Origin of the sequence: Streptomyces araujoniae (assembly GCF_050871195.1) — a bacterium.
GTDB lineage: Bacteria > Actinomycetota > Actinomycetes > Streptomycetales > Streptomycetaceae > Streptomyces > Streptomyces bacillaris.
In genome coordinates, this window is sequence record NZ_CP194070.1 from 6244537 (window position 1) to 6262977 (window position 18441).

The window sequence follows — 18441 nt, forward strand, 5'->3', positions numbered from 1 at the left end:
CCGGCCGAACGGTCCCAACCGCCCACGCGAAAGAAGGAGTTCCTCATGCACCGGTCCCGCCCCTGGCACGGCGTCATGGTGGCCACCACGCTGCCCTTCCGCGCCGACCTCTCCGTCGACCACGACGCCTACGCCGACCACGTCCGCTCGCTCATCGACGCGGGCTGCGACGGCGTCGTGCCGAACGGGTCCCTCGGGGAGTACCAGACCCTCACCGACGCGGAACGCCGCCGCGTGGTCGAGACCGCCGTCGACGCGGCGGGCGACGGGGACCGGGTGATGCCCGGCGTGGCCGCGTACGGCAGTACGGAGGCCCGGCGCTGGGCCGAGCACGCGGCGGAGGCCGGGGCCGGTTCCGTGCTCCTGCTGCCGCCCAACGTCTACCGGGCCGACGAGAACGCCGTCCGTGCCCACTACGCCGAGGTCGCCCGTGCCGGGCTGCCCGTGGTCGCCTACAACAACCCGTACGACACCCGGGTCGACCTGACCCCCGCCCTGCTGGCGAAACTCCACGACGCCGGGGACATCGTCGCCGTGAAGGAGTTCACCGGCGATGTGCGCCGGGCCTGGGAGATCGCCGAACGGGCCCCGGGGCTGGACCTGTTGATCGGTGCCGACGATGTCCTGCTGGAGCTTGCCGTGGCCGGGGCCGTCGGCTGGATCGCCGGCTTCCCCAACGCGCTCCCCGGCTCCTGCACCGCCCTCTACCGCGCGGCGGTCGCCGGTGACCTGGAGACCGCCGTACCCCTGTACCGGCGGCTGCACCCGCTGCTGCGCTGGGACTCCAAGACCGAGTTCGTCCAGGCGATCAAGGCGTCACAGGACGTGGTGGCCGCCGGCAGCGGCGGGCCCTGCCGTCCTCCCCGTACCCCGCTCTCCGCGCAGGACGCTGCCACGGTGAGGGCGTTGACCGAGAAGCTGCTCGCGGAGGGCCTCGACTGAGCCAGGGGCGCCGAGCCCGAGACCGTACGCCTCCACCTCACCGCCAAGGAGCAGCACCGTGCGCAGCCGCCGCACCATCCACACCGTGGAGTCCCACACCGAGGGCATGCCGACCCGGGTCGTCACCGGCGGCATCGGGACCGTACCCGGCGCGACCATGGGGGAGAAGCGCGCCTACTTCCAGAAGCACCTGGACCACCTCCGCACCTGGCTGATGTACGAGCCGCGCGGGCATGCCGCGATGAGCGGGGCGATTCTCCAGCCGCCCACCCGGCCCGACGCCGACTGGGGCGTCCTGTTCATCGAGGTCTCCGGACTGCTGCCGATGTGCGGGCACGGCACCATCGGCGTCGCCACCGTCCTGGTCGAGACCGGCATGGTGGCCGTCACCGAACCCGTGACCACGGTCCGCCTGGACACCCCGGCAGGCCTGGTCGTGGCCGAGGTGCGCGTCGAGGACGGCGCGGCCACCGCCGTGACCCTGCGCAACGTCCCCTCCTTCACCGTCGCCCTCGACCGCGAGGTCGAGATCCCCGGGTACGGCACGGTCGCCTACGACCTCGCCTACGGCGGCAACTTCTACGCCATCCTCCCCCTCGACCGCCTCGGCCTGCCCTTCGAACGTGCCCGCAAGGACGACATCCTGCGGGCCGGGCTGGAGATGATGGCGGCCGTCAACGCCACCGAACCGCCCGTCCACCCCGAGGACACCTCGATCACCGGCTGCCACCACGTCCAGTTCCTGGCCCCCGGCTCCACCGCCGCCCACTCCCGGCACGCGATGGCCATCCACCCGGGCTGGTTCGACCGCTCGCCCTGCGGTACCGGCACCTCCGCCCGGATGGCCCAGCTCCACACCCGGGGTGAACTGCCCCTGCACCGCGACTTCGTGAACGAGTCCTTCCTCGGTACGTCGTTCACCGGGCGGCTCGTCGCGGAGAGCCGGGTGGCCGGGGCGCCGGCGGTCGTCCCGGTCATCACGGGGCGTGCGTGGATCACCGGCACCGCGCAGTTCCACCACGACCCGTCCGACCCGTTCCCGGACGGATTCCTGCTGTGACGCTCCCGTTCCCGTTCCCGTTCCCGTTCCCCCCTCCGGCCCCCGCCGCTGTCCTGGGGCTCCGAGCCCCTCCGGAGGTGAACTCCCGTCGGGTAACGTGACATTGCACCGAAGAGGTCCGAGGTCCCGGAGGACGCCATGGTCACCCTGCAGTCGCGCAAACTCGTCGCTCCCACCGAGAACCTGCGCGACCAGGTGGCCCACGCCCTGCGCGCCGCGCTCATCGCCGGGGAGATCAAGCCCGGCGGCGTCTACTCGGCCCCCGCCCTCGCGGCGGAGTTCGGCGTCTCGCCCACCCCGGTCCGCGAGGCGATGCTCGACCTCTCCCGCGAGGGGCTGGTCGAAGTGGTACGGAACAAGGGCTTCCGGGTGACGGAGATGACCGAGCGGGACCTGGACGAGTACACGGAGATCCGTACGCTCATCGAGGTGCCCACCGTCGGCAAGGTCGTCCGGACCGCCACCCGCGACCAGCTCGAAGCCCTGCGCCCGGAGGCGGAGGCCATCGTGGCGGCGGCCCGGGGCCATGACCTCATCGGCTATCTGGACGCCGACCGCCGCTTCCACCTCGACCTGCTCGCCCTCGGCGGGAACCGCCATCTCGTCTCGGTCGTCGGCGACCTCCGCAAGCGGTCCCGGCTCTACGGGCTCACCGAACTGGACGAGGCCGGGGTCCTCGTCGACTCCGCCGAGGAGCATGTGACGCTGCTCGACCTGATGATCGCCCAGGACGCGGAGGCGGCCGAGGCCCTCATGCGCCACCATCTGGAACACGTGCGGACCCTGTGGGCCAGCCGCCCGCAGCCGGAGCAGCACACCGCGCTCACCCTCGGCAGGGGCTGACCCCGGCTCCACCTGGGCTGCCCCCGGGGAATCCGCGCCGCCGGTCTCAGCGGCAGAGCAGCGCCGCCTTGAGGTCCAGCTTGTGGTCCAGGCGGGCCAGGTCGCGGCCGGTGAGCAGTTCGACGCGGCCGATCCGGTAGTGCACGGTGTTGACGTGCAGATGCAGGGCCTCGGCCGTCCGCGCCCAGGAACCGTTGTGCGCCAGGAAGGTGTCGAGAGTCTCCAGCAGCATCCGGTGGGAGGGGTTCGAGTCGTCGGCCAGCGGGCCCAGCGCGTGGATGCCGAACGCCGTCCGCACGTCGGCGGGAAGCCCCGAGAGCAGCGCCTCCAGGGTCGTGAGGTCGTCGACGGCGGTGAGGTTCGGGCCCTCCGCCCGGCGTGCCGCCGTCAGTGCGTAACGGGCTTGCACCAGAGCGCCGTTGAGGTCGGCCGGGGTGGCGGCCGGAGCGCCGGCGCCCCCGTACGGGAGGGTGGCTTCGTCGCAGGCGCGCAGCGCGGGCCAGACTCCCTTGAGTACGGCCACCGCACTGCCCGGGGAACCGTCCGGCGACCCCGCACCCGCCCCACCTGCTGCGTCCGGCCCCGAGGCTGCCACCGAGGCGACCCCCGCATGCACCCCCGCAGCGACAGCCGTATCCGCCCGGGTGTCCGACCCCGAGTCCGCCCCCGAGACCACCGCCGCCGTCCCGCCCCCCGACAGTCGCGCCGTCACGAACCGGTGGCCCGGCAGATGCCGCAGCGCTTCTCCCAGGGCGTCGGCCTCCGTACGCTCCTCCGTCCCCGTGGCCATCACCACCACCGTGAACGGCCCCCGCTCCGGCAGTCCGCAGGCACGCAGGGCCGCCGCGAGCGGGGCGGCGGCGGGCCTCTCCGCCCCGACCAGGGCCAGCAGTTCCCGGGCCGGGGCCTGGGCCGCGGCCTCCCGGCGCAGCGACCCCTGCCGGTACTGGGCGAACACCTCGGCTATCTCGTGCAGCATCCGCGGCGGCACCTCCGCCTCCCCGGTCAGACGCAGGAACCACTGCCCGTACGGTGACGCCTCCGGGTCCACCCGCAGGGCGGAGGCCAGCTGCCGGGACGCCTCGGACACCGAGAGGGCGCGGGCCGTCGGCGTACGGGCGATGGTGCGGCCGGTGGCGCTGAGCACGTAGCAGGGCGGGGTCCCCAGATGGGCCACCGCGCGGGTGAGCAGGGTCGCCGGGTCCGTGCCCTCGGCGAGGAGCCGGCCCAGCTCGCCCCGGACGTTCTCCGGCAGCGCGTAGGAGGCGGCGGGCCGCCTGCTGAGGTCGCCCCACTGCCGCAGATAGACGGTGTCGGTGATGGCCCGGAAGGAGGTGTGCACCGGCACGGACAGCAGCGCGATCCCATGGCGGCGGCACGCGTCGACCAGCACCTCCGGCACCCGCCCGTGCGTCTCCTCGCCCGCCAGCAGTGCGGCCGCACCGGCGCTCCTCAGCGCCGCCACGAACCGGTCCGCCGTCGCCTCCTCGTCCGCCGCGCTCCACCACACCAGACCGCTGAGCACGATCTCGCCCCGCTGGAGGAAGCGGCCCGGCTCCTCCAGATCGGTCGCGGTGACCCCGCTGATCTCCTGGGCGAGGAGCGGGGGCTCGCCCCAGAGCAGGGCGAGGTCCAGGGACTCCAGCCGGAGGAGGTCTTCGACGTGCATGCGCGGTCTCCTTGCGGGGCTGCCGGGCACCGCACCCGGCATCTCACATTCACGAGGCCAATGCGAGTCACTGCATCGTAAATGCAAGGCCAGAAGAGGCAAACACCTCTTGGTTGATCCTCCAGTGTTACGTCTTGGGCCCGGTGTATTTCCGTACGGTGAACCAGTCGTGCGGGCCCCCGCCCCGGCGCTTCACTGGGCGCCATGGACCTCAACACGGTGCTCGACGTGCGGGACGCCCGCAGCCCCGCTCCCTGGCGGCCGGGCGACGCCTGGCTCGGCGGGGGCACCTACCTCTTCTCCGAGCCGCAGCCGCAGCTGCGCCGGCTGGTGGACCTGAGCCGCATGGGCTGGGAGCCGGTGCGCGAGCTGCCGGGCGGTTCGCTGGAGCTGGCGGCCACCTGCACCATCGCGCGGCTCTCCCGGTTCGGCCGGAGCTGGTCCGCACCGGCCGCCCCGCTGGTCGAACAGTGCTGCCGCGCCTTCCTCGCCTCCTTCAAGATCTGGAACATGGCGACCGTCGGCGGCAATCTCTGCAACGCCCTGCCCGCCGGGCCGATGATCTCGCTCACCGCCGCCCTCGACGGCACCTGCCTCCTCCGGGCCCAGGACGGTTCGCTGCGCCGGGTGAAGGTGGCGGACTTCGTCACCGGGGCGGGCCGGAAGGGCCTGGGCGAGGGGGAGCTGCTGCGCTCGGTCACCCTGCCCGCCCGCGCCCTGGCCTCCCGTACGGCGTTCCGCCAGGCCTCCCTGTACGGGCTCGGGCGGTCGGGGGTGCTGGTCATCGGGGTGCTGGACCCGGTCGACGGGTCGCTGGCCGTGACGGTGAGCGCGGCGACCGTACGGCCGTTCCGGTTCTGGTTCCCGCGGCCGCCCGGCCGGGAGGAGCTGCACCGGGTGATCGACGCGACGGTCGCCGCCGAGGACTGGTTCGACGACATCCACGGACTGCCCGCGTGGCGGCGGCACATGGCCCTGCGCTTCGCGGAGGAGATCCGCCGCGAACTGACCGCGCAGGTGAAGGCGGAGACGGGGGAGACGGCATGAGTGACGGGATCCGCGTCAACGGCCGACCCTTCGCGGACGAGCCCCGCGCCGGCCAGTGTCTGCGCACCTACCTCCGCGAGCGCGGCTGGTTCGGCGTCAAGAAGGGCTGTGACGCCGGGGACTGCGGAGCGTGCACGGTGCATGTCGACGGGGAGCCCGTGCACAGCTGCCTCTACCCGGCCGTTCGAGCCCGGGGGCGGGCCGTCACCACGGTCGAGGGGCTGGCGGGCGAGGACGGTGAACTCCACCCCGTACAACGGAAGTTCCTGGAAGCGCAGGGGTTCCAGTGCGGATTCTGCACCGCCGGGTACCTGATGACGACCGCCGCGCTGGACGACGAGCAACTGGCCGATCTGCCCAGGGCGTTCAAGGGCAACATCTGCCGCTGCACCGGCTACCGGGCCATCGAGGACGCGGTGCGCGGTGTACGGCACACCGAGGAGCCGGACGCGGGGCAGGCCGTCGGCCGCAATCTGGGCGCCCCGGCCGGGCCGCAGGTGGTCACGGGCACCGCGCGCTACACCTTCGACCTCGACGTCCCCGGCCTCCTCCACATGAAGCTCCTGCGCTCCCCGCACCCGCACGCCCGCATCCTCGCCGTCGACACGGCCGCCGCCCTGCGCGTCCCCGGCGTCCACCTGGTCCTCACCCACCACGACGCCCCGGAACGGCTCTACTCCTCCGCCCGCCACGAGCACCCCACCGAGGACCCCGACGACACCCGGCTGCTCGACGACACCGTCCGCTACATCGGCCAGCGCGTCGCCGCCGTGGTCGCGGAGAGCGAGGCGGCGGCCGAGGAGGGATGCCGCCGCATCGAGGTGACGTACGAGCAACTCCCTTACGTCATCGACCCGGAGGAGGCGATGGCCCCCGGCGCCCCGGTCATCCACGACAAGGGGCCGGAGGCGCGGATCGCCCGCCCGGAGAACAACGTCGTCGGTGAGGTGCACGGCGAGATCGGCTCGGTGCAGGAGGGGTTCGCGGCGGCCGACGTCGTCTACGAGGAGACCTTCCGCACCCAGCGCGTCCAGCACGCCAGCCTGGAGACCCACGGTGCGGTGGCCTGGTACGAGAAGGGCGAGGACGGCGGGGAGCGGCTCACCGTGCGCTCCAGCACCCAGACCCCCTTCCTCACCCGCCGCGCCCTCTGCGCCCTGTTCGGGCTGGAGTTGAAGCAGGTGCGGGTGCTGGCGGGCCGGGTCGGCGGCGGTTTCGGCGGCAAGCAGGAGATGATCGTCGAGGACATCGTGGCGCTCGCCGTGATGCGGCTGCGGCGCCCGGTCAAGCTGGAGTACACCCGCCCCGAGCAGTTCTACGGGGCCACCACCCGCCACCCCTTCACCGTCCACGTCCGGGCGGGCGCACGGACGGACGGCACCCTCACCGCCCTCCAGTTGCGGGTTGTGGCGAACACGGGGGCGTACGGGAACCACGGCCCGGCCGTGATGTTCCACAGCGTCGGTGAGTCACTGGCCGTCTACCGCGCCCCGCACAAGAAGGTCGACGCCTTCTCCGTCTACACCAACTGCGTTCCCGCGGGCGCCTTCCGGGGCTACGGGCTCGGCCAGGTCGTCTTCGCGGTCGAGTCGGTGATGGACGAACTGGCCCGGCGTACCGGCGTCGACCCGCTGGTCTTCCGGGAGTTGAACATCATCGGCCCCGGCGAGCACATGATCAGCCCCGGCGGCGAGGAGGAAGACCTGGAGATCGCCAGTTACGGCCTCGACCAGTGCCTCCAGGTCGTACGCGAGGCGATCGAGGAGTACGGCGGCGGTTCCGGCGGCCGGGCGACCGGCGAGAGGTCCGCCGACGGCGTTCCCGGCGGGCGGTGCGACGACGACGTTCCCGAAGGGTGGCTCGTCGGCCACGGCACCGGGATGTCGATGATCGCCACCGGACCGCCCGGCGGCCACTTCGCGGACGCCACGGTCAAGCTGCTCCAGGACGGGACGTACGACATCGCCGTCGGCACCGCCGAGTTCGGCAACGGGACGACGACCGTCCACAAGCAGATCACCGCCGGGGCGCTCTCCACGACCGTGGACCGCATCGCGATCCGCCAGTCCGACACCGACGTGGTCCGGCACGACACCGGGGCCTTCGCCTCGGCCGGGACGGTGGTGGCGGGCAAGGCGGTGATGAAGGCCGCCGACGCCCTCGCCGTACAGCTCCGGGAGTTCGCGGCGCACCACCTGGGGGCGGCGCCGGGGGAGTGCCGGCTGACGGCGGAGGCCGTGGAGTGCGCCGGGCGCGAAGTGAGCCTGAAGGAGCTGTTCCAGGCCGCCCGCGCGGCCGGGCGCGAGCTGTTGGCGGACGGGCACTGGGGCGGCTCCCCGCGCTCGGTGGCGTTCAACGCGCAGTGGTTCCGGCTCGCGGTGGACCCGGGGACCGGTGAGATCCGCATCCTGCGCAGCGTCCACGCGGCCGACGCGGGCAAGGTGATGAACCCCATGCAGTGCCGGGGGCAGGTCGAGGGCGGGGTGGCCCAGGCGCTCGGCGCGACCCTCTTCGAGAACGTACGGCTCGACGAGCGCGGCGAGGTGACCACGGCCGCCCTGCGCCGCTACCGGCTGCCGCAGTTCGCCGATGTGCCGCGCACCGAGGTGCACTTCATGGAGACCTCGGACGCGATCGGCCCGCTGGGAGCCAAGTCGATGAGCGAGAGCCCGTTCAACCCGGTCGCCCCGGCCTTCGCCAACGCGCTGCGCGACGCCACGGGGATCCGGTTCACCGAACTGCCGCTGACCCGCGACCGGGTGTGGCTGGCGCTCCATGAGGCGGGCCGGTCGCGGGAGCCGTGACGGACGCGGCAGTGGTTCCCAGGGAGCGGTTGCGCGGAGGCGGCTGCGCTCAGTCCACGTCGAGGATCTTGCCCATCAGCCGGGTCAGCGTCCGGCGCTCGGCCGCGGTGAGGGCGCCGAAGGCCCGGTCCAGCAGCCGCGGAACCCCGCTCTCCGCCTCCTCCAGCGCGGGCCCGGCCTCCGGCGTCAGCGTCACCGCGTAGGCCCGCCGGTCCCGGGGGCGGCGCTCCCGCCGTACGAGACCTGAGCCCTCCAGTCCGTCGATGCACCCCACCATCACGCTGCGGTCGATCCGCAGCTGTTCGCTCAGCTCCTGCTGGGAACAGGGGCCCACCTCGCTCAGCATCTTCAGCACGAGGTGCTGGGCCGTGGTGAGCCGCCGCCCGGCCAGCTCCTCGTCGAGGGCCCGGCTCACCAGGGACGTCGCCCGGCAGAGCGCGATGTCCGGCCGCTCCCGCGCCAGCCTGGAGAAGTACCGGTCGCGTCCCGCGGTTTCCGCCTCCGGGCCGGTCGGTGCGGGGTGGGAGGGATGGGGGGCGGCGGCCATGGTGGTTCCTCCTGGTTCCAGGGCGTCACCAGCCTAGCGTCGGGGCGACGGAGCGGGCCGGGCCCTCAGCCGCGGCCGGGCCCACCACTCGCCGCCGGGCCCTCCGCGGAGCCGGCTCGTCCGTGGCGTCGGCTCATCCGGTGCGGAAACGGAACCAGGGGAGGGGTGCCCCGCAAGCCCCTGTACGTTTAGCTTAGGCTTGCCTAACTCTCACTGCTCGTCCAACCTGAGGAACACCCATGCTCGGCTTCACCCGCGTGCGTCGTCACACCCTTGCCGCTTCGGCCACCGCCGTCGCCCTCGCCGTCGTCCTGGCCGGCTGCTCCTCGGACGGCGACAGCGGCAAAGACGCGGCGAAGGACGCGGGCAAGGACGCGAGCAACAGCGCCGGTGCCTTCCCCGTCTCGATCAAGAGCTCGCTCGGCACCGCCGAGATCAAGGAGAAGCCGCAGCGCATCGTGACCCTCGGCCAGGGGTCCGCCGAGACCGCGATAGCCCTCGGACAGACCCCGGTCGGCATCGAGAGCTACCCGTGGGGCAGCGACAAGTCCGGCTACCTGCCGTGGATCGACGAGGCCGTGAAGAAGTCCGGCGACAAGCTGCCCAAGCAGTTCACGGGCGGCGAGGAGATCGACTTCGAGGCCATCACCGAGCTGGAGCCCGACGTCATCCTCGCCCCCTGGTCGGGCATCACGCAGAAGCAGTACGACGTCCTCAAGGACATCGCCCCCACGGTCGCCTACCCGGACCAGGCGTGGAGCACCGACTGGGACCAGCAGATCGACATCATCGGCAAGGCGCTCGGCCGCACGAAGGACACCGACGCCCTCAAGACGAAGATCGAGAAGCAGCTCTCCGACGCCGCGGCCACCCGGCCGAACTACAAGGACGTCACCTTCTCCTACATCTACAACACCGGCCCCGGCACCCTCGGCGTCTTCAAGCCCGAGGAGCAGCGCGTCAAGATGGTCTCCTCGCTCGGCCTCACCGTCGACCCGGTCGTCAACGGCTTCAAGGAGACCCCCGGCACCGACTCCGCCCTCATCGGCCTGGAGAACGCCGAGAAGCTCAAGGACAGCGACGTGATCTTCACGTTCTACACGGACGAGAAGAACCGCAAGGAGATCGAGGGCCAGAAGCTGTACGGCGAGATCCCCGCGATCAAGAAGGGCGCCGTCGTCGCGAGCAACGACAACTCCTTCGTCACCGCCTCCTCGATCATCAACCCGCTGACCGTGCCGTGGACGATCGAGCGCTACCTGCCGATCATCGACGAGGCCGTCAAGAAGGCCGCCGAGTAACCCCGGCCGGGTATCGGAACCGCCGAGGTCACCAGGCACACTTCACTCCCATGGCAACCACGACGGTCGCACCGCCGAGCGGCACCGGAACATCCCGTTCCGGTGCCGCTCGGCCGGCGTTCCTCCTGCTCATGACGGTCGCGGCGGTCGTCGCCCTGGCGGCCGCGCTCGGCGCGAGCGTCATGTTCGGCAGCCGCTCCACCTCGTTCGGCGAGGTCCTCGACGTGCTCGGCGGCAGCGCCGACGCCAACGTCACCGCCATCGTCGAGAGCCGCTACCCGCGTACGGTCCTCGGCGTCCTCGCCGGGCTCTGCCTCGCCGTCGCGGGCACGCTCATGCAGGGCGTCTCCCGCAACCCGCTGGCCGAACCGGGCCTGCTCGGCATCAACGCCGGGGCCTCCGCGAGCATCGTCGCCGCGACCGCCTGGCTCGGCGCCTCGGGCGCCACCGACACCATGTGGTGGGCACTGCCCGGAGCGCTGGTCGCCGGAGTACTCGTCCACGTCATCGGCTCCGCCGGTACGGGGACGAGCGTGGTGCGCCTGGTGCTCGCCGGGGCCGTGCTCACCGCCGTCCTGATGGCGTTCATCCAGGCGGTGACCCTCAGCAAGCCCCAGGTGTTCGACAGCTACCGCTACTGGGTCGTCGGGGCGCTCGGCGGCCGGGACTTCGACGTGTTCTGGTCCGTGCTGCCCTTCGCCGCCGTCGGCCTCCTCCTCGCGCTCGCCCTCGGCCCCGGCCTCAACGCCCTGGCCCTCGGGGACGCGACCGCCGTCGCCCTCGGCTCGAACCCGGCCCGCACCCGGGGCGGCGGCCTGCTCGCCGCCACCCTGCTCAGCGCCGCCGCGACCGCCGCCGTCGGCCCGATCGCCTTCGTGGGCCTCGCCGTTCCGCACGTCGTACGGGCCCTGGTCGGCGTCGACTTCCGGGTCCAGCTCCTCTTCTCCGCGCTGCTCGGCCCCACCCTGCTGCTCCTCGCGGACGTGATCGGCCGGACCGTCATGCGCCCCACCGAGCTCATGGTCGGCGTCGTCACCGCGTTCATCGGCGCACCCGCGCTGCTCATCGCCGTACGCAGGATGCGGGGCACCACATGACGCTCACCACCGAACCCACCGTCGCCGCCCGCGGGTCCGTCAAGGCTCCCCGCGGCTATCTGGTCGTCGGGCGCGCGGTGGCGGTGCCGATGCGCCGCGCCTCCGTCCTCGCCTTCGCCGGGCTCCTCGTCCTCCTGCTGACCGCCGCCGTGGCCACGCTCACCTGGGGGCGCCTCGGCCTCGACCCGGCCGACCTGCCCGCCGCCCTCCTCGGGGATGCCCAGGGCAAGGACCGCTTCGTCTTCAACCGGCTGCGCGGCCCCCGGCTCACCGTGGCCATCGGGGTGGGCGCCGCGCTCGGCCTCTCCGGCGCGCTCTTCCAGTCCGTCACCCGCAACCCGCTCGGCAGCCCCGACGTCATCGGCCTCTCCGCCGGAGCCGGGGCGGGCGCCGCGATCTGCGCGCTGATGTTCCCCGGCACGGTCCCCGTCGCCCTCGGCGCGCTCATCGGCGCGGTCACCGCGATGGCCCTCGTGTACGTCTCCACCGGCACCGGCTTCCGCAACCCCGCCCGGCTCGTCATCGCCGGTATCGGGGTCGCCGCGATGGGCGGTGCTCTCACGCAGTACGTCGTCTACGCCCTGGAGCGCGACAAGGCCTCCGTCCTCACCGCGTACGTCAACGGCAGCCTCACCGCCCGCTCCTGGTCGGACGCCACCACCATCTGGCTGGTCCTGCTCGCCGTCGCCCCGCTGACCGCGCTGATCTCCCGGCGGCTCGACATCGGTGAGATGGGCGACGACATCTCCGAAGGGCTCGGCGCCGAACCGAAGAAGGCCAAGACCCTCGCCGTCGTCCTCGCCATCGCCCTCTCGGCCGCCGCCGTCAGCGTCTCGGGGCCCATCGCCTTCATCGCCCTGACGGCCCCCCAGATCGCCAGGCGCCTCACCCGCGGCTCCGGCCCCCACCTGCTGCTGTCGGCCCTCACGGGCGGGCTGCTGCTGGTCGCCGCGGACCTCTGCGCCCAGCAGCTGCCGCTCTTCGACGACCTGCCGGTCGGCATCTACACGATGGCCATCGGCGGCGCCTACCTCGGCCACCTGCTGATCCGGGAGTGGCGCCGGGGCGTGCTCTAGGGAGCCGCCTCCCGCACCTCCGCGAACAGCTCCCGCAGGGTCGTTTCGCTCGGGATGTGGTCCGGAGCCTCCTGCTCCGTCAGCCGGGCGGCCGGCAGGAGGGCCGCGGTCGCCTCGGCCGCCGGGAACGGCACCTCCTGGTCGCCCGGCGCGTGCCACAGCCGTACGGGCTGCGCCACCCCGGCCGGGACGAACCCCCACGGGCGGGTCTGGAGCCGCACCTCCCGGGCCGGACCCCGCCAGCCGTGGGCGGCGAGGCCCGGCAGCGAGGCGAGGACCCAGGGCGACCCGGCGAACACCTCCGCCATCCGTCCGGCCGCCGCCCCGAACCGGGCGACCACCTCGGCCTCGGGCGCCTCCCGGTAGAACGTCCAGACGGGCTCGGCCTCTTCGGGGTAGTGGCCGCGGACCGCGTCGTCGGGGACGTACGGCAGCCCGCTGAGCACCCAGACCCGCCGCACCCGCTCCGGCAGGGCGGCGGCCAGGGCGTACGTGTACGGCGCGCCCGCCGAGATGCCCAGCACGTCGAAGGAGCCGTCCACCCCGCACGCCTCCAGCACCGGCAGCAGATGCGCGGTCCAGTCGCCCACCGCCGCCATCGGGGCCGGGTCGGAGGCGCCGTACCCGGGGCGCTCCACCGCGATCAGCCGGACGGCCGCGTCCCGCGCCAGCGCGTCCCAGACGTCCGGCAGCCCGGCGTCCCCGAGCAGCCCGTGGTGCAGCACCACCGGGTGGCCGTGCGGATCGCCGTACTCCGCGAGGCCGCGCGCGATGGAGTCGAAGGTCAGGACCGTACGGTTCACGCGTTCTCCTCAGGGCTCTCAGAGGGGTGTACGGAAGCCGGCGGGGCGGACCCGGGGCCTCCGGGGGCCGTCGGAGCGAGTCTGGTGGCCAGCCCGTCCAGGAAGACGGCCAGCTTGTCGTCGAACCAGCCGCGCCCGTGCCAGGTCTCCTCGGCGGCGAACTCGGCCTCGAACGGGTGGGATCCCGCCGCCCAGGCGTCGCGGTACTGCTCCCGGGCCGTGCTCGGGGTGCCCGTGGCGTCCGGCACCGTACGGTCCAGGCCCCGCATCGCCACCGCCGAGGAGAGCACCAGGTCCCCGACGAAGTCCACGGCGACCGCCGCGTCGCGGGTGGAGAGCCCCGCGCCGACGAGCGCCACCCCGTACCGGCCGAGCCGGTCCACCATGACGGGCGGCGACGCCGGGGTGGTGAGGAGTACCTCCGCCAGCCCGGGGAAGGCCTCGCACGCCTCCCAGACCGCGTCCGCGAACCCGGTCAGCAGCTCGCGCCAGGGCAGGTCGGCCGGGGGCCAGGCGGTGCGCGCCGCGGCCAGCTCGATCGCGGCGCGCACCAGGTCCTCCCGGCTGTCGACATAGCGATAGAGCGTCGAATGGCCGACCCCCAGCCGGGCCGCGACCCCCGGCATGCTGAACACCGCGATGCCCTCGGCGAGCGCCGCCGCGGCCACCGCGTCCCGGGTCAGCGAGGGCGCGGGCCCGGGCTTCCTGCCGGGCCTGCCGCCGGTCTTTCCCCGCTCGTTCAAGAGGCGTCACTTCCCTGAGACGTTGCTTTCACGACGCGTCGCCCGCGATCCTCGTGGCGATGGCCGCGACTCTCCTGGCCCCGGCCGTGGCTCTCGTGGCCCCGACCGCGACTTTCGTGGCGCCGGCCGTGATCCTCGCTCACGAGGCGTCGGCGTCCGCCGCGATCCGCCAGCCCAGCGCGCGGTGGCGCTCGTTCCAGAAGCGCGCGTACTGCCCGTCCAGGGCCATCAGTTCCTGATGGGTCCCGCGCTCCGCCACCCGTCCTCCGTCCAGGACCACGATCTGATCGGCTCCGGTCACGGTGGACAGCCTATGGGCGATGACCAGCAGGGTGCTCGTCTCCCGCAGCGCCTCCGTCGACCGCTGGACGTACGCCTCGTTCTCCGGGTCCAGCGCGGCGGTCGCCTCGTCGAGCAGCACGATCGGCGCCCCCTTCAGCAGCGCCCGCGCGATGGAGACGCGCTGCCGCTCCCCGCCGGAGAGCGAGGCACCCGCCTCCCCGACCCGGGTCTCCCAGCCGTCGGGCAGCCGGGCCACGATCTCGTCGACCCCGGCCAGCCGGGCGGCCTCCAGCACCTCCCGCTCGTCCGCGTCCGGCCGGCCGACGCGGATGTTGCCGATGAGGGTGTCGTCGAAGAGGTAGACGTCCTGGAAGACCAGGGAGAGCTGTTCCATCAGCGCGGCCGTGGACTGGTCGCGCACGTCCACCCCGCCGACCCGTACCGTCCCCGCGTCCACGTCGAAGAACCGGGCGATCAGCCGGGTCAGCGTGGTCTTGCCCGAACCGGACGCCCCCACCAGGGCCGTCACCGTACGCGGGGCGACCGTGAACGAGACGTCCTCCAGGACCGGGTGACCGGAAGCGCCACCACCGCCCGGGTAGCCGAACCGCACCCCGTCCACCTCCACCGCGCCCGGGACCGTCACCGGCGCCGAACGCTCCGGTTCCGGCAGCGGCGGCTCCTCCAGCACCGCCCGCACCCGGCCCATGTCGTTGCGGGCGGCCCGTACCACCGCCGCGAAGTCCCCCACCTCCGCCAGCGGCCCCGCGAACCGGGCCACCAGGGCCAGCAGTGCCACCAGTTCGACCGGGTCCACCGCCCCGTCCAGCGCCAGCGACGCCCCGACCCCGATCAGCGCCGAGAAGCACACCTGCACCGCGAAACCGCCCAGCAGCATCCCCGGCACCGACATCCACACCTGCTTGCGCGAGGCCGCCCGCTGCTCCTCCAGCGCGGCCTCCAGCGGCGCGTAGCCTTCCGTGGTCCGGCCGAAGGCGCGCAGCACCGGCTGGTTGCGGGCGAACTCCAGCACCCGGCCGGAGGCCTCGACCCCGGCCGCGTCGTTCAGCTCGTCCATGCGGTTCAGCAGCCGTACGGAGAGCCGCGCGGCGAACAGGATCAGCGGGGAGCAGGCCAGGGCGGCGAGCCCGAGGCGCCAGTCCAGGAAGAGCATCACCACGACCACCGTGGCCGGGGTCAGCACCCCGGTGACCAGCGGCTGCAGCAGATGGGCGCAGCTCCCGGCGATCGACAGCACCGACTTGGTGCCCATCCGGGTCAGCCGCCCCACCGTCGTCCCGTCGAACCACCCCAGCGGCAGCGCCGCCACATGGTCGCCCAGCCGGTGGTGGAGCGTGGTGAGGATGACGAGCGCCACCCGGAAGCCCAGCATCGCCTGCACGTAGTGCAGGCCCAGGGAGACGAGAACCGCCCCCGCCATCCAGCCGGTCCAGCGGGCCGCCCCGCCGGTGTCCCCGCTCAGCAGGTCGCCGAGCACCGGCACCAGGAAGGCGACGGAGAGCCCCTGGGCCACCGCGTAGGCGACCAGGGCGGCGAGATAGCGGAAGAGGACGACCCGGTGGGCGCTCCCCAGGACCGCGGTGAGGTCGCGGATCATACGACTGCCCTTTCGTGCGTGGCCCACATCCGGGCGTAGAGACCGTCCTCCGCGAGGAGTTCGGGGTGGCGGCCGCGCTCGACGATCCGTCCGTCGCTGAGCACGGCGATCCGGTCGGCCTCGACGATGGTCGGGAGCCGGTGCGCGATCACCAGGACGGTCCGGCCCCGGACCAGCCGGGCGATGGCGTCCTGGATGGCGGCCTCCGACTCCGGGTCCGCGAAGGCCGTCGCCTCGTCCAGTACGAGGACCGGGGCGTCCGCGAGGAGGGCGCGCGCGATGGAGACCCGCTGCGCCTCGCCGCCGGAGAGGACGGCCTCCTCGCCCACGACGGAGTCGTAACCGCGCGGCAGTGCCTCGATCCGCCGGTCGATCCTGGCTGCCCCGGCCGCCTCCCGTACCTCCTCGTCGCTCGCGTCCGGCCGGCCGAGCCGGATGTTGTCGCGGACGCTGGTGCGCAGCAGTTGCACGTCCTGGAGAACGAACCCGATCTGCCGGTAGAGCCGTTCGGAGGCGATCTCGCGGACGTCGACGCCGCCGATCGTGATCCGCCCGCCGGTCACGTCGTGGAACCGGGTCACCAGCGAGGCCAGCGTCGACTTCCCGGAGCCGGAGGGCCCGACCAGCGCGGTCACCGATCCGGGCGTGAGGCGCAGATCGATGCCCTTGAGGACGTCGGTGGCACCGTCGTAGCTGAACGACACGTCCTCCAGCACCACTTCGTGCCCCTCGGGCTCCCGGGGACGGACCGCCTCGGGCAGGACGGGCGTCTCCAGGACGGCGGCGATCCGCTGCGCCGCCGCCGTCGCCTCGCGCCGGGCCTGTGCCCCGAAACCGAGGGTGACGAAGACGCTGGGGATGACCAGCGCGACCATGGAGGCGGTGAGGACGTCGACGGGGGAGACCCAGCCCGCGTGGACGAACCAGATCCCGCCCGCCAGGTTCACCAGCAGCACCGTCGGTGGCGAGACCGCCATCGAGGCGAAGACCTCCAGCTTCAGCATCGGCCGCACCCAGCCGCTGTAGTGCTCACCGAACCGCGTCGCCGCCTCCCGGTACCCGGCGTGCGCCTCGCCCGCCCGCCCGAAGGTCTTCACGACGCCGATGCCGGTCACGAACTCGACGATGGCCTTGTTGATCGCCGCGATCCCCGCGTTCAGCCTGCCCATCTGCGGACCGAAGTCCTTCATCATGTACGCGTACGCCCCCGCGTAGACCGGCACCGTGACCAGGGCCAGCAGGGCGAGCCGCCAGTCCAGCCAGAGGAGGTAGCCGAGCCCCGCGACGGGCAGGGTCACCGCCGCCGTCATCTCCACCGCGCTGTGGGCCACCAGGTAGTGCAGGTCGTGGACGTCGTTCTGGGCCGCCTTGCGGACGGTGGCCGAGGAGTTGGCGGTGAACCAGCCCAGCGGGGCCCGCCCCAGCCGCTCCACGATCCGGCGGCGCAGCGACGCCTGGAGCGCCACGTCCGCGAAGTGGGTGAGGGCGAGGGCGACCCCGCCGAACAGCGCCCGTACGGAGAGCCCGATCACCGCGATCATGACGGCCCCGCGCACCTCGCCTGCGTCGACGGGACCGGGGGTGAGGAGCGCCTTCGCCAGCTCCGCGATGGCGATGTACGGGACGACCGTCGCCGCCGCACCGACGATCTGGAGGCCCATGGCGAGGCGGGTGCGGGCCCGGACCGGCGCGAGCATCGAGGAGAGCGCGGCCCGCGCGGCGCGCGCTTCGGCTTTCGCCCGGTCCGCCGTCGCCCCGCTCTTCCCCGCGGTCTGTTCCGGCTCCCGCTGCGGGCCGTCGTCGTGGTCCATCCGCACGCGCCTCCTTCTGGCATACCTCGGCACAGCTCTGCCGCTATTACAGACAGACTGTCGTGATTAGGTAAGGCTAACCTTATATTGATGTGGACGGACAGGGCTTCTCCCCGGCTTCTTCGTTCCGTATCAAGGGAGTTCGGCCGCGGAGCGCGGAGACGGGGCCCGGATCGGGGCGCCGGAGACGGTGACGACTGGTCACGTACAGGTTCGTCGACCATACTGCCCGCCGTGGAGCAGAGCATAGATTCGAACAAGAAGCCCGAGTTCGCCGCAGGCACCGACCCGGCGTTCATCCCCCTCCCCGGCCTGGCGGCACCCGCCGCGTCCCGGAAGGCCGAACCGGAAGCGGAGGCCGACCCGAAGGCGGAGTCCGGGCCGGAGCCGGAGGAGACGCCGGAGGCGGCTGCCGAAGCCGACGGTGGAGCGGACGCGGAGGTGGAGCCGACACCGGAAGCGGAAGCGGAAGGGGAGTCGGTGTCGGAATCCGGGTCGGAGGCGGAGGCCGCCGGGGACGGTCCGGTCTTCGAGGTCAGCGACCGCCGCGGTTCGATCCGGGTGGCCCGGGAAGGCGTCCGGTTCACGCTGGACGACCAGGAGGCCGAGTTCGACTGGGCCGAGATCGGCGCGGTGGAGATGCACCCGGCCCGCTTCGGCCGCCGGTTCACCGTGACCGTGCACCTGTCGACCCGGCGCTGGTTCAACGCCGAGGTCGAGGCGGCGAGCCGGGCCCAGCTCAAGGAGTGGCCGGCCGAGCTGGACGCCGCCCTGGACGCCTACTTCGAGGAGTCCTGA

The 18441-nt window shown here is 73.0% G+C and carries 15 protein-coding genes; 9 read left to right on the forward strand and 6 right to left on the reverse strand.

Annotation, left to right across the window (positions count from 1 at the left end; all coding sequences use genetic code 11):
• Nucleotides 1–45 precede the first annotated feature (45 nt).
• From ACQ9ZG_RS26760 to ACQ9ZG_RS26770, 3 genes are all read left to right on the forward strand, one after another.
• A complete protein-coding gene (locus ACQ9ZG_RS26760; RefSeq protein ID WP_099219795.1) occupies nt 46–942 on the forward strand; it encodes a dihydrodipicolinate synthase family protein in 897 nt (298 codons plus the stop codon).
• A 58-nt stretch (nt 943–1000) separates the two neighbouring features.
• Nucleotides 1001–2002 carry a proline racemase family protein gene (locus tag ACQ9ZG_RS26765; RefSeq protein ID WP_109917317.1) on the forward strand — a complete coding sequence of 334 codons (1002 nt, stop codon included), beginning with the start codon at nt 1001–1003 and terminating at the stop codon, nt 2000–2002.
• 138 nt (nt 2003–2140) lie between these two features.
• Nucleotides 2141–2845, forward strand: coding sequence for a GntR family transcriptional regulator (locus ACQ9ZG_RS26770; RefSeq protein WP_109917316.1), 705 nt, complete (start codon nt 2141–2143; stop codon nt 2843–2845).
• Between the two features lie 46 nt (nt 2846–2891).
• Here ACQ9ZG_RS26770 and ACQ9ZG_RS26775 read toward each other — a convergent pair whose 3' ends face one another.
• Complete coding sequence (locus tag ACQ9ZG_RS26775) at nt 2892–4514, reverse strand: PucR family transcriptional regulator (protein WP_109917315.1); 1623 nt, start codon at nt 4512–4514, stop codon at nt 2892–2894.
• 204 nt (nt 4515–4718) lie between these two features.
• Here ACQ9ZG_RS26775 and ACQ9ZG_RS26780 point away from each other — a divergent pair, with 204 nt between their 5' ends.
• A complete protein-coding gene (locus ACQ9ZG_RS26780; RefSeq protein WP_109917314.1) occupies nt 4719–5561 on the forward strand; it encodes an FAD binding domain-containing protein in 843 nt (280 codons plus the stop codon).
• On the forward strand, nt 5558–8365 hold the full coding sequence (locus tag ACQ9ZG_RS26785; RefSeq protein ID WP_109917313.1) for a molybdopterin-dependent oxidoreductase: 2808 nt from the start codon (nt 5558–5560) through the stop codon (nt 8363–8365). The genes ACQ9ZG_RS26780 and ACQ9ZG_RS26785 overlap by 4 nt, the downstream gene beginning before the upstream one ends.
• A 49-nt stretch (nt 8366–8414) precedes the next feature.
• Here ACQ9ZG_RS26785 and ACQ9ZG_RS26790 read toward each other — a convergent pair whose 3' ends face one another.
• Entirely contained in the window at nt 8415–8912 is a 498-nt protein-coding gene (locus ACQ9ZG_RS26790; RefSeq protein WP_109917312.1) for a MarR family winged helix-turn-helix transcriptional regulator, read from the reverse strand.
• A 239-nt stretch (nt 8913–9151) separates the two neighbouring features.
• On the opposite strand from ACQ9ZG_RS26790, the gene ACQ9ZG_RS26795 reads away from it, so the two are divergent.
• Genes ACQ9ZG_RS26795 through ACQ9ZG_RS26805 form a run of 3 tightly spaced genes read left to right on the forward strand, consistent with a single transcriptional unit; the run spans nt 9152 to nt 12386 of the window.
• Entirely contained in the window at nt 9152–10213 is a 1062-nt protein-coding gene (locus ACQ9ZG_RS26795; RefSeq protein ID WP_109917311.1) for an iron-siderophore ABC transporter substrate-binding protein, read from the forward strand.
• A gap of 50 nt (nt 10214–10263) precedes the next feature.
• A complete protein-coding gene (locus ACQ9ZG_RS26800; RefSeq protein ID WP_028418020.1) occupies nt 10264–11310 on the forward strand; it encodes a FecCD family ABC transporter permease in 1047 nt (348 codons plus the stop codon).
• Complete coding sequence (locus tag ACQ9ZG_RS26805) at nt 11307–12386, forward strand: FecCD family ABC transporter permease (protein WP_084991591.1); 1080 nt, start codon at nt 11307–11309, stop codon at nt 12384–12386. Before ACQ9ZG_RS26800 ends, ACQ9ZG_RS26805 begins: the two co-directional genes overlap by 4 nt.
• On the opposite strand, the gene ACQ9ZG_RS26810 is transcribed toward ACQ9ZG_RS26805, so the two are convergent.
• The 4 genes from ACQ9ZG_RS26810 to ACQ9ZG_RS26825 form a co-directional block, all read right to left on the reverse strand.
• On the reverse strand, nt 12383–13189 hold the full coding sequence (locus ACQ9ZG_RS26810; protein ID WP_499281302.1) for an alpha/beta fold hydrolase: 807 nt from the start codon (nt 13187–13189) through the stop codon (nt 12383–12385). The two genes, ACQ9ZG_RS26805 and ACQ9ZG_RS26810, sit on opposite strands and share 4 nt — an antisense overlap.
• The gene (locus tag ACQ9ZG_RS26815) at nt 13186–13932 is read right to left on the reverse strand and encodes a TetR/AcrR family transcriptional regulator (RefSeq protein WP_050451428.1); all 747 of its coding nucleotides are present in this window, start codon (nt 13930–13932) and stop codon (nt 13186–13188) included. Before ACQ9ZG_RS26815 ends, ACQ9ZG_RS26810 begins: the two co-directional genes overlap by 4 nt.
• Nucleotides 13933–14071: 139 nt before the next feature.
• Nucleotides 14072–15832, reverse strand: a complete 1761-nt coding sequence (locus ACQ9ZG_RS26820; RefSeq protein ID WP_109916123.1) for an ABC transporter ATP-binding protein — start codon at nt 15830–15832, stop codon at nt 14072–14074.
• Nucleotides 15829–17643, reverse strand: coding sequence for an ABC transporter ATP-binding protein (locus tag ACQ9ZG_RS26825; RefSeq protein ID WP_109916122.1), 1815 nt, complete (start codon nt 17641–17643; stop codon nt 15829–15831). The genes ACQ9ZG_RS26820 and ACQ9ZG_RS26825 overlap by 4 nt, the downstream gene beginning before the upstream one ends.
• 234 nt (nt 17644–17877) lie before the next feature.
• Here ACQ9ZG_RS26825 and ACQ9ZG_RS26830 point away from each other — a divergent pair, with 234 nt between their 5' ends.
• Nucleotides 17878–18441: a hypothetical protein gene (locus ACQ9ZG_RS26830; protein ID WP_109916121.1), complete on the forward strand. Its 564-nt coding sequence runs from the start codon at nt 17878–17880 to the stop codon at nt 18439–18441.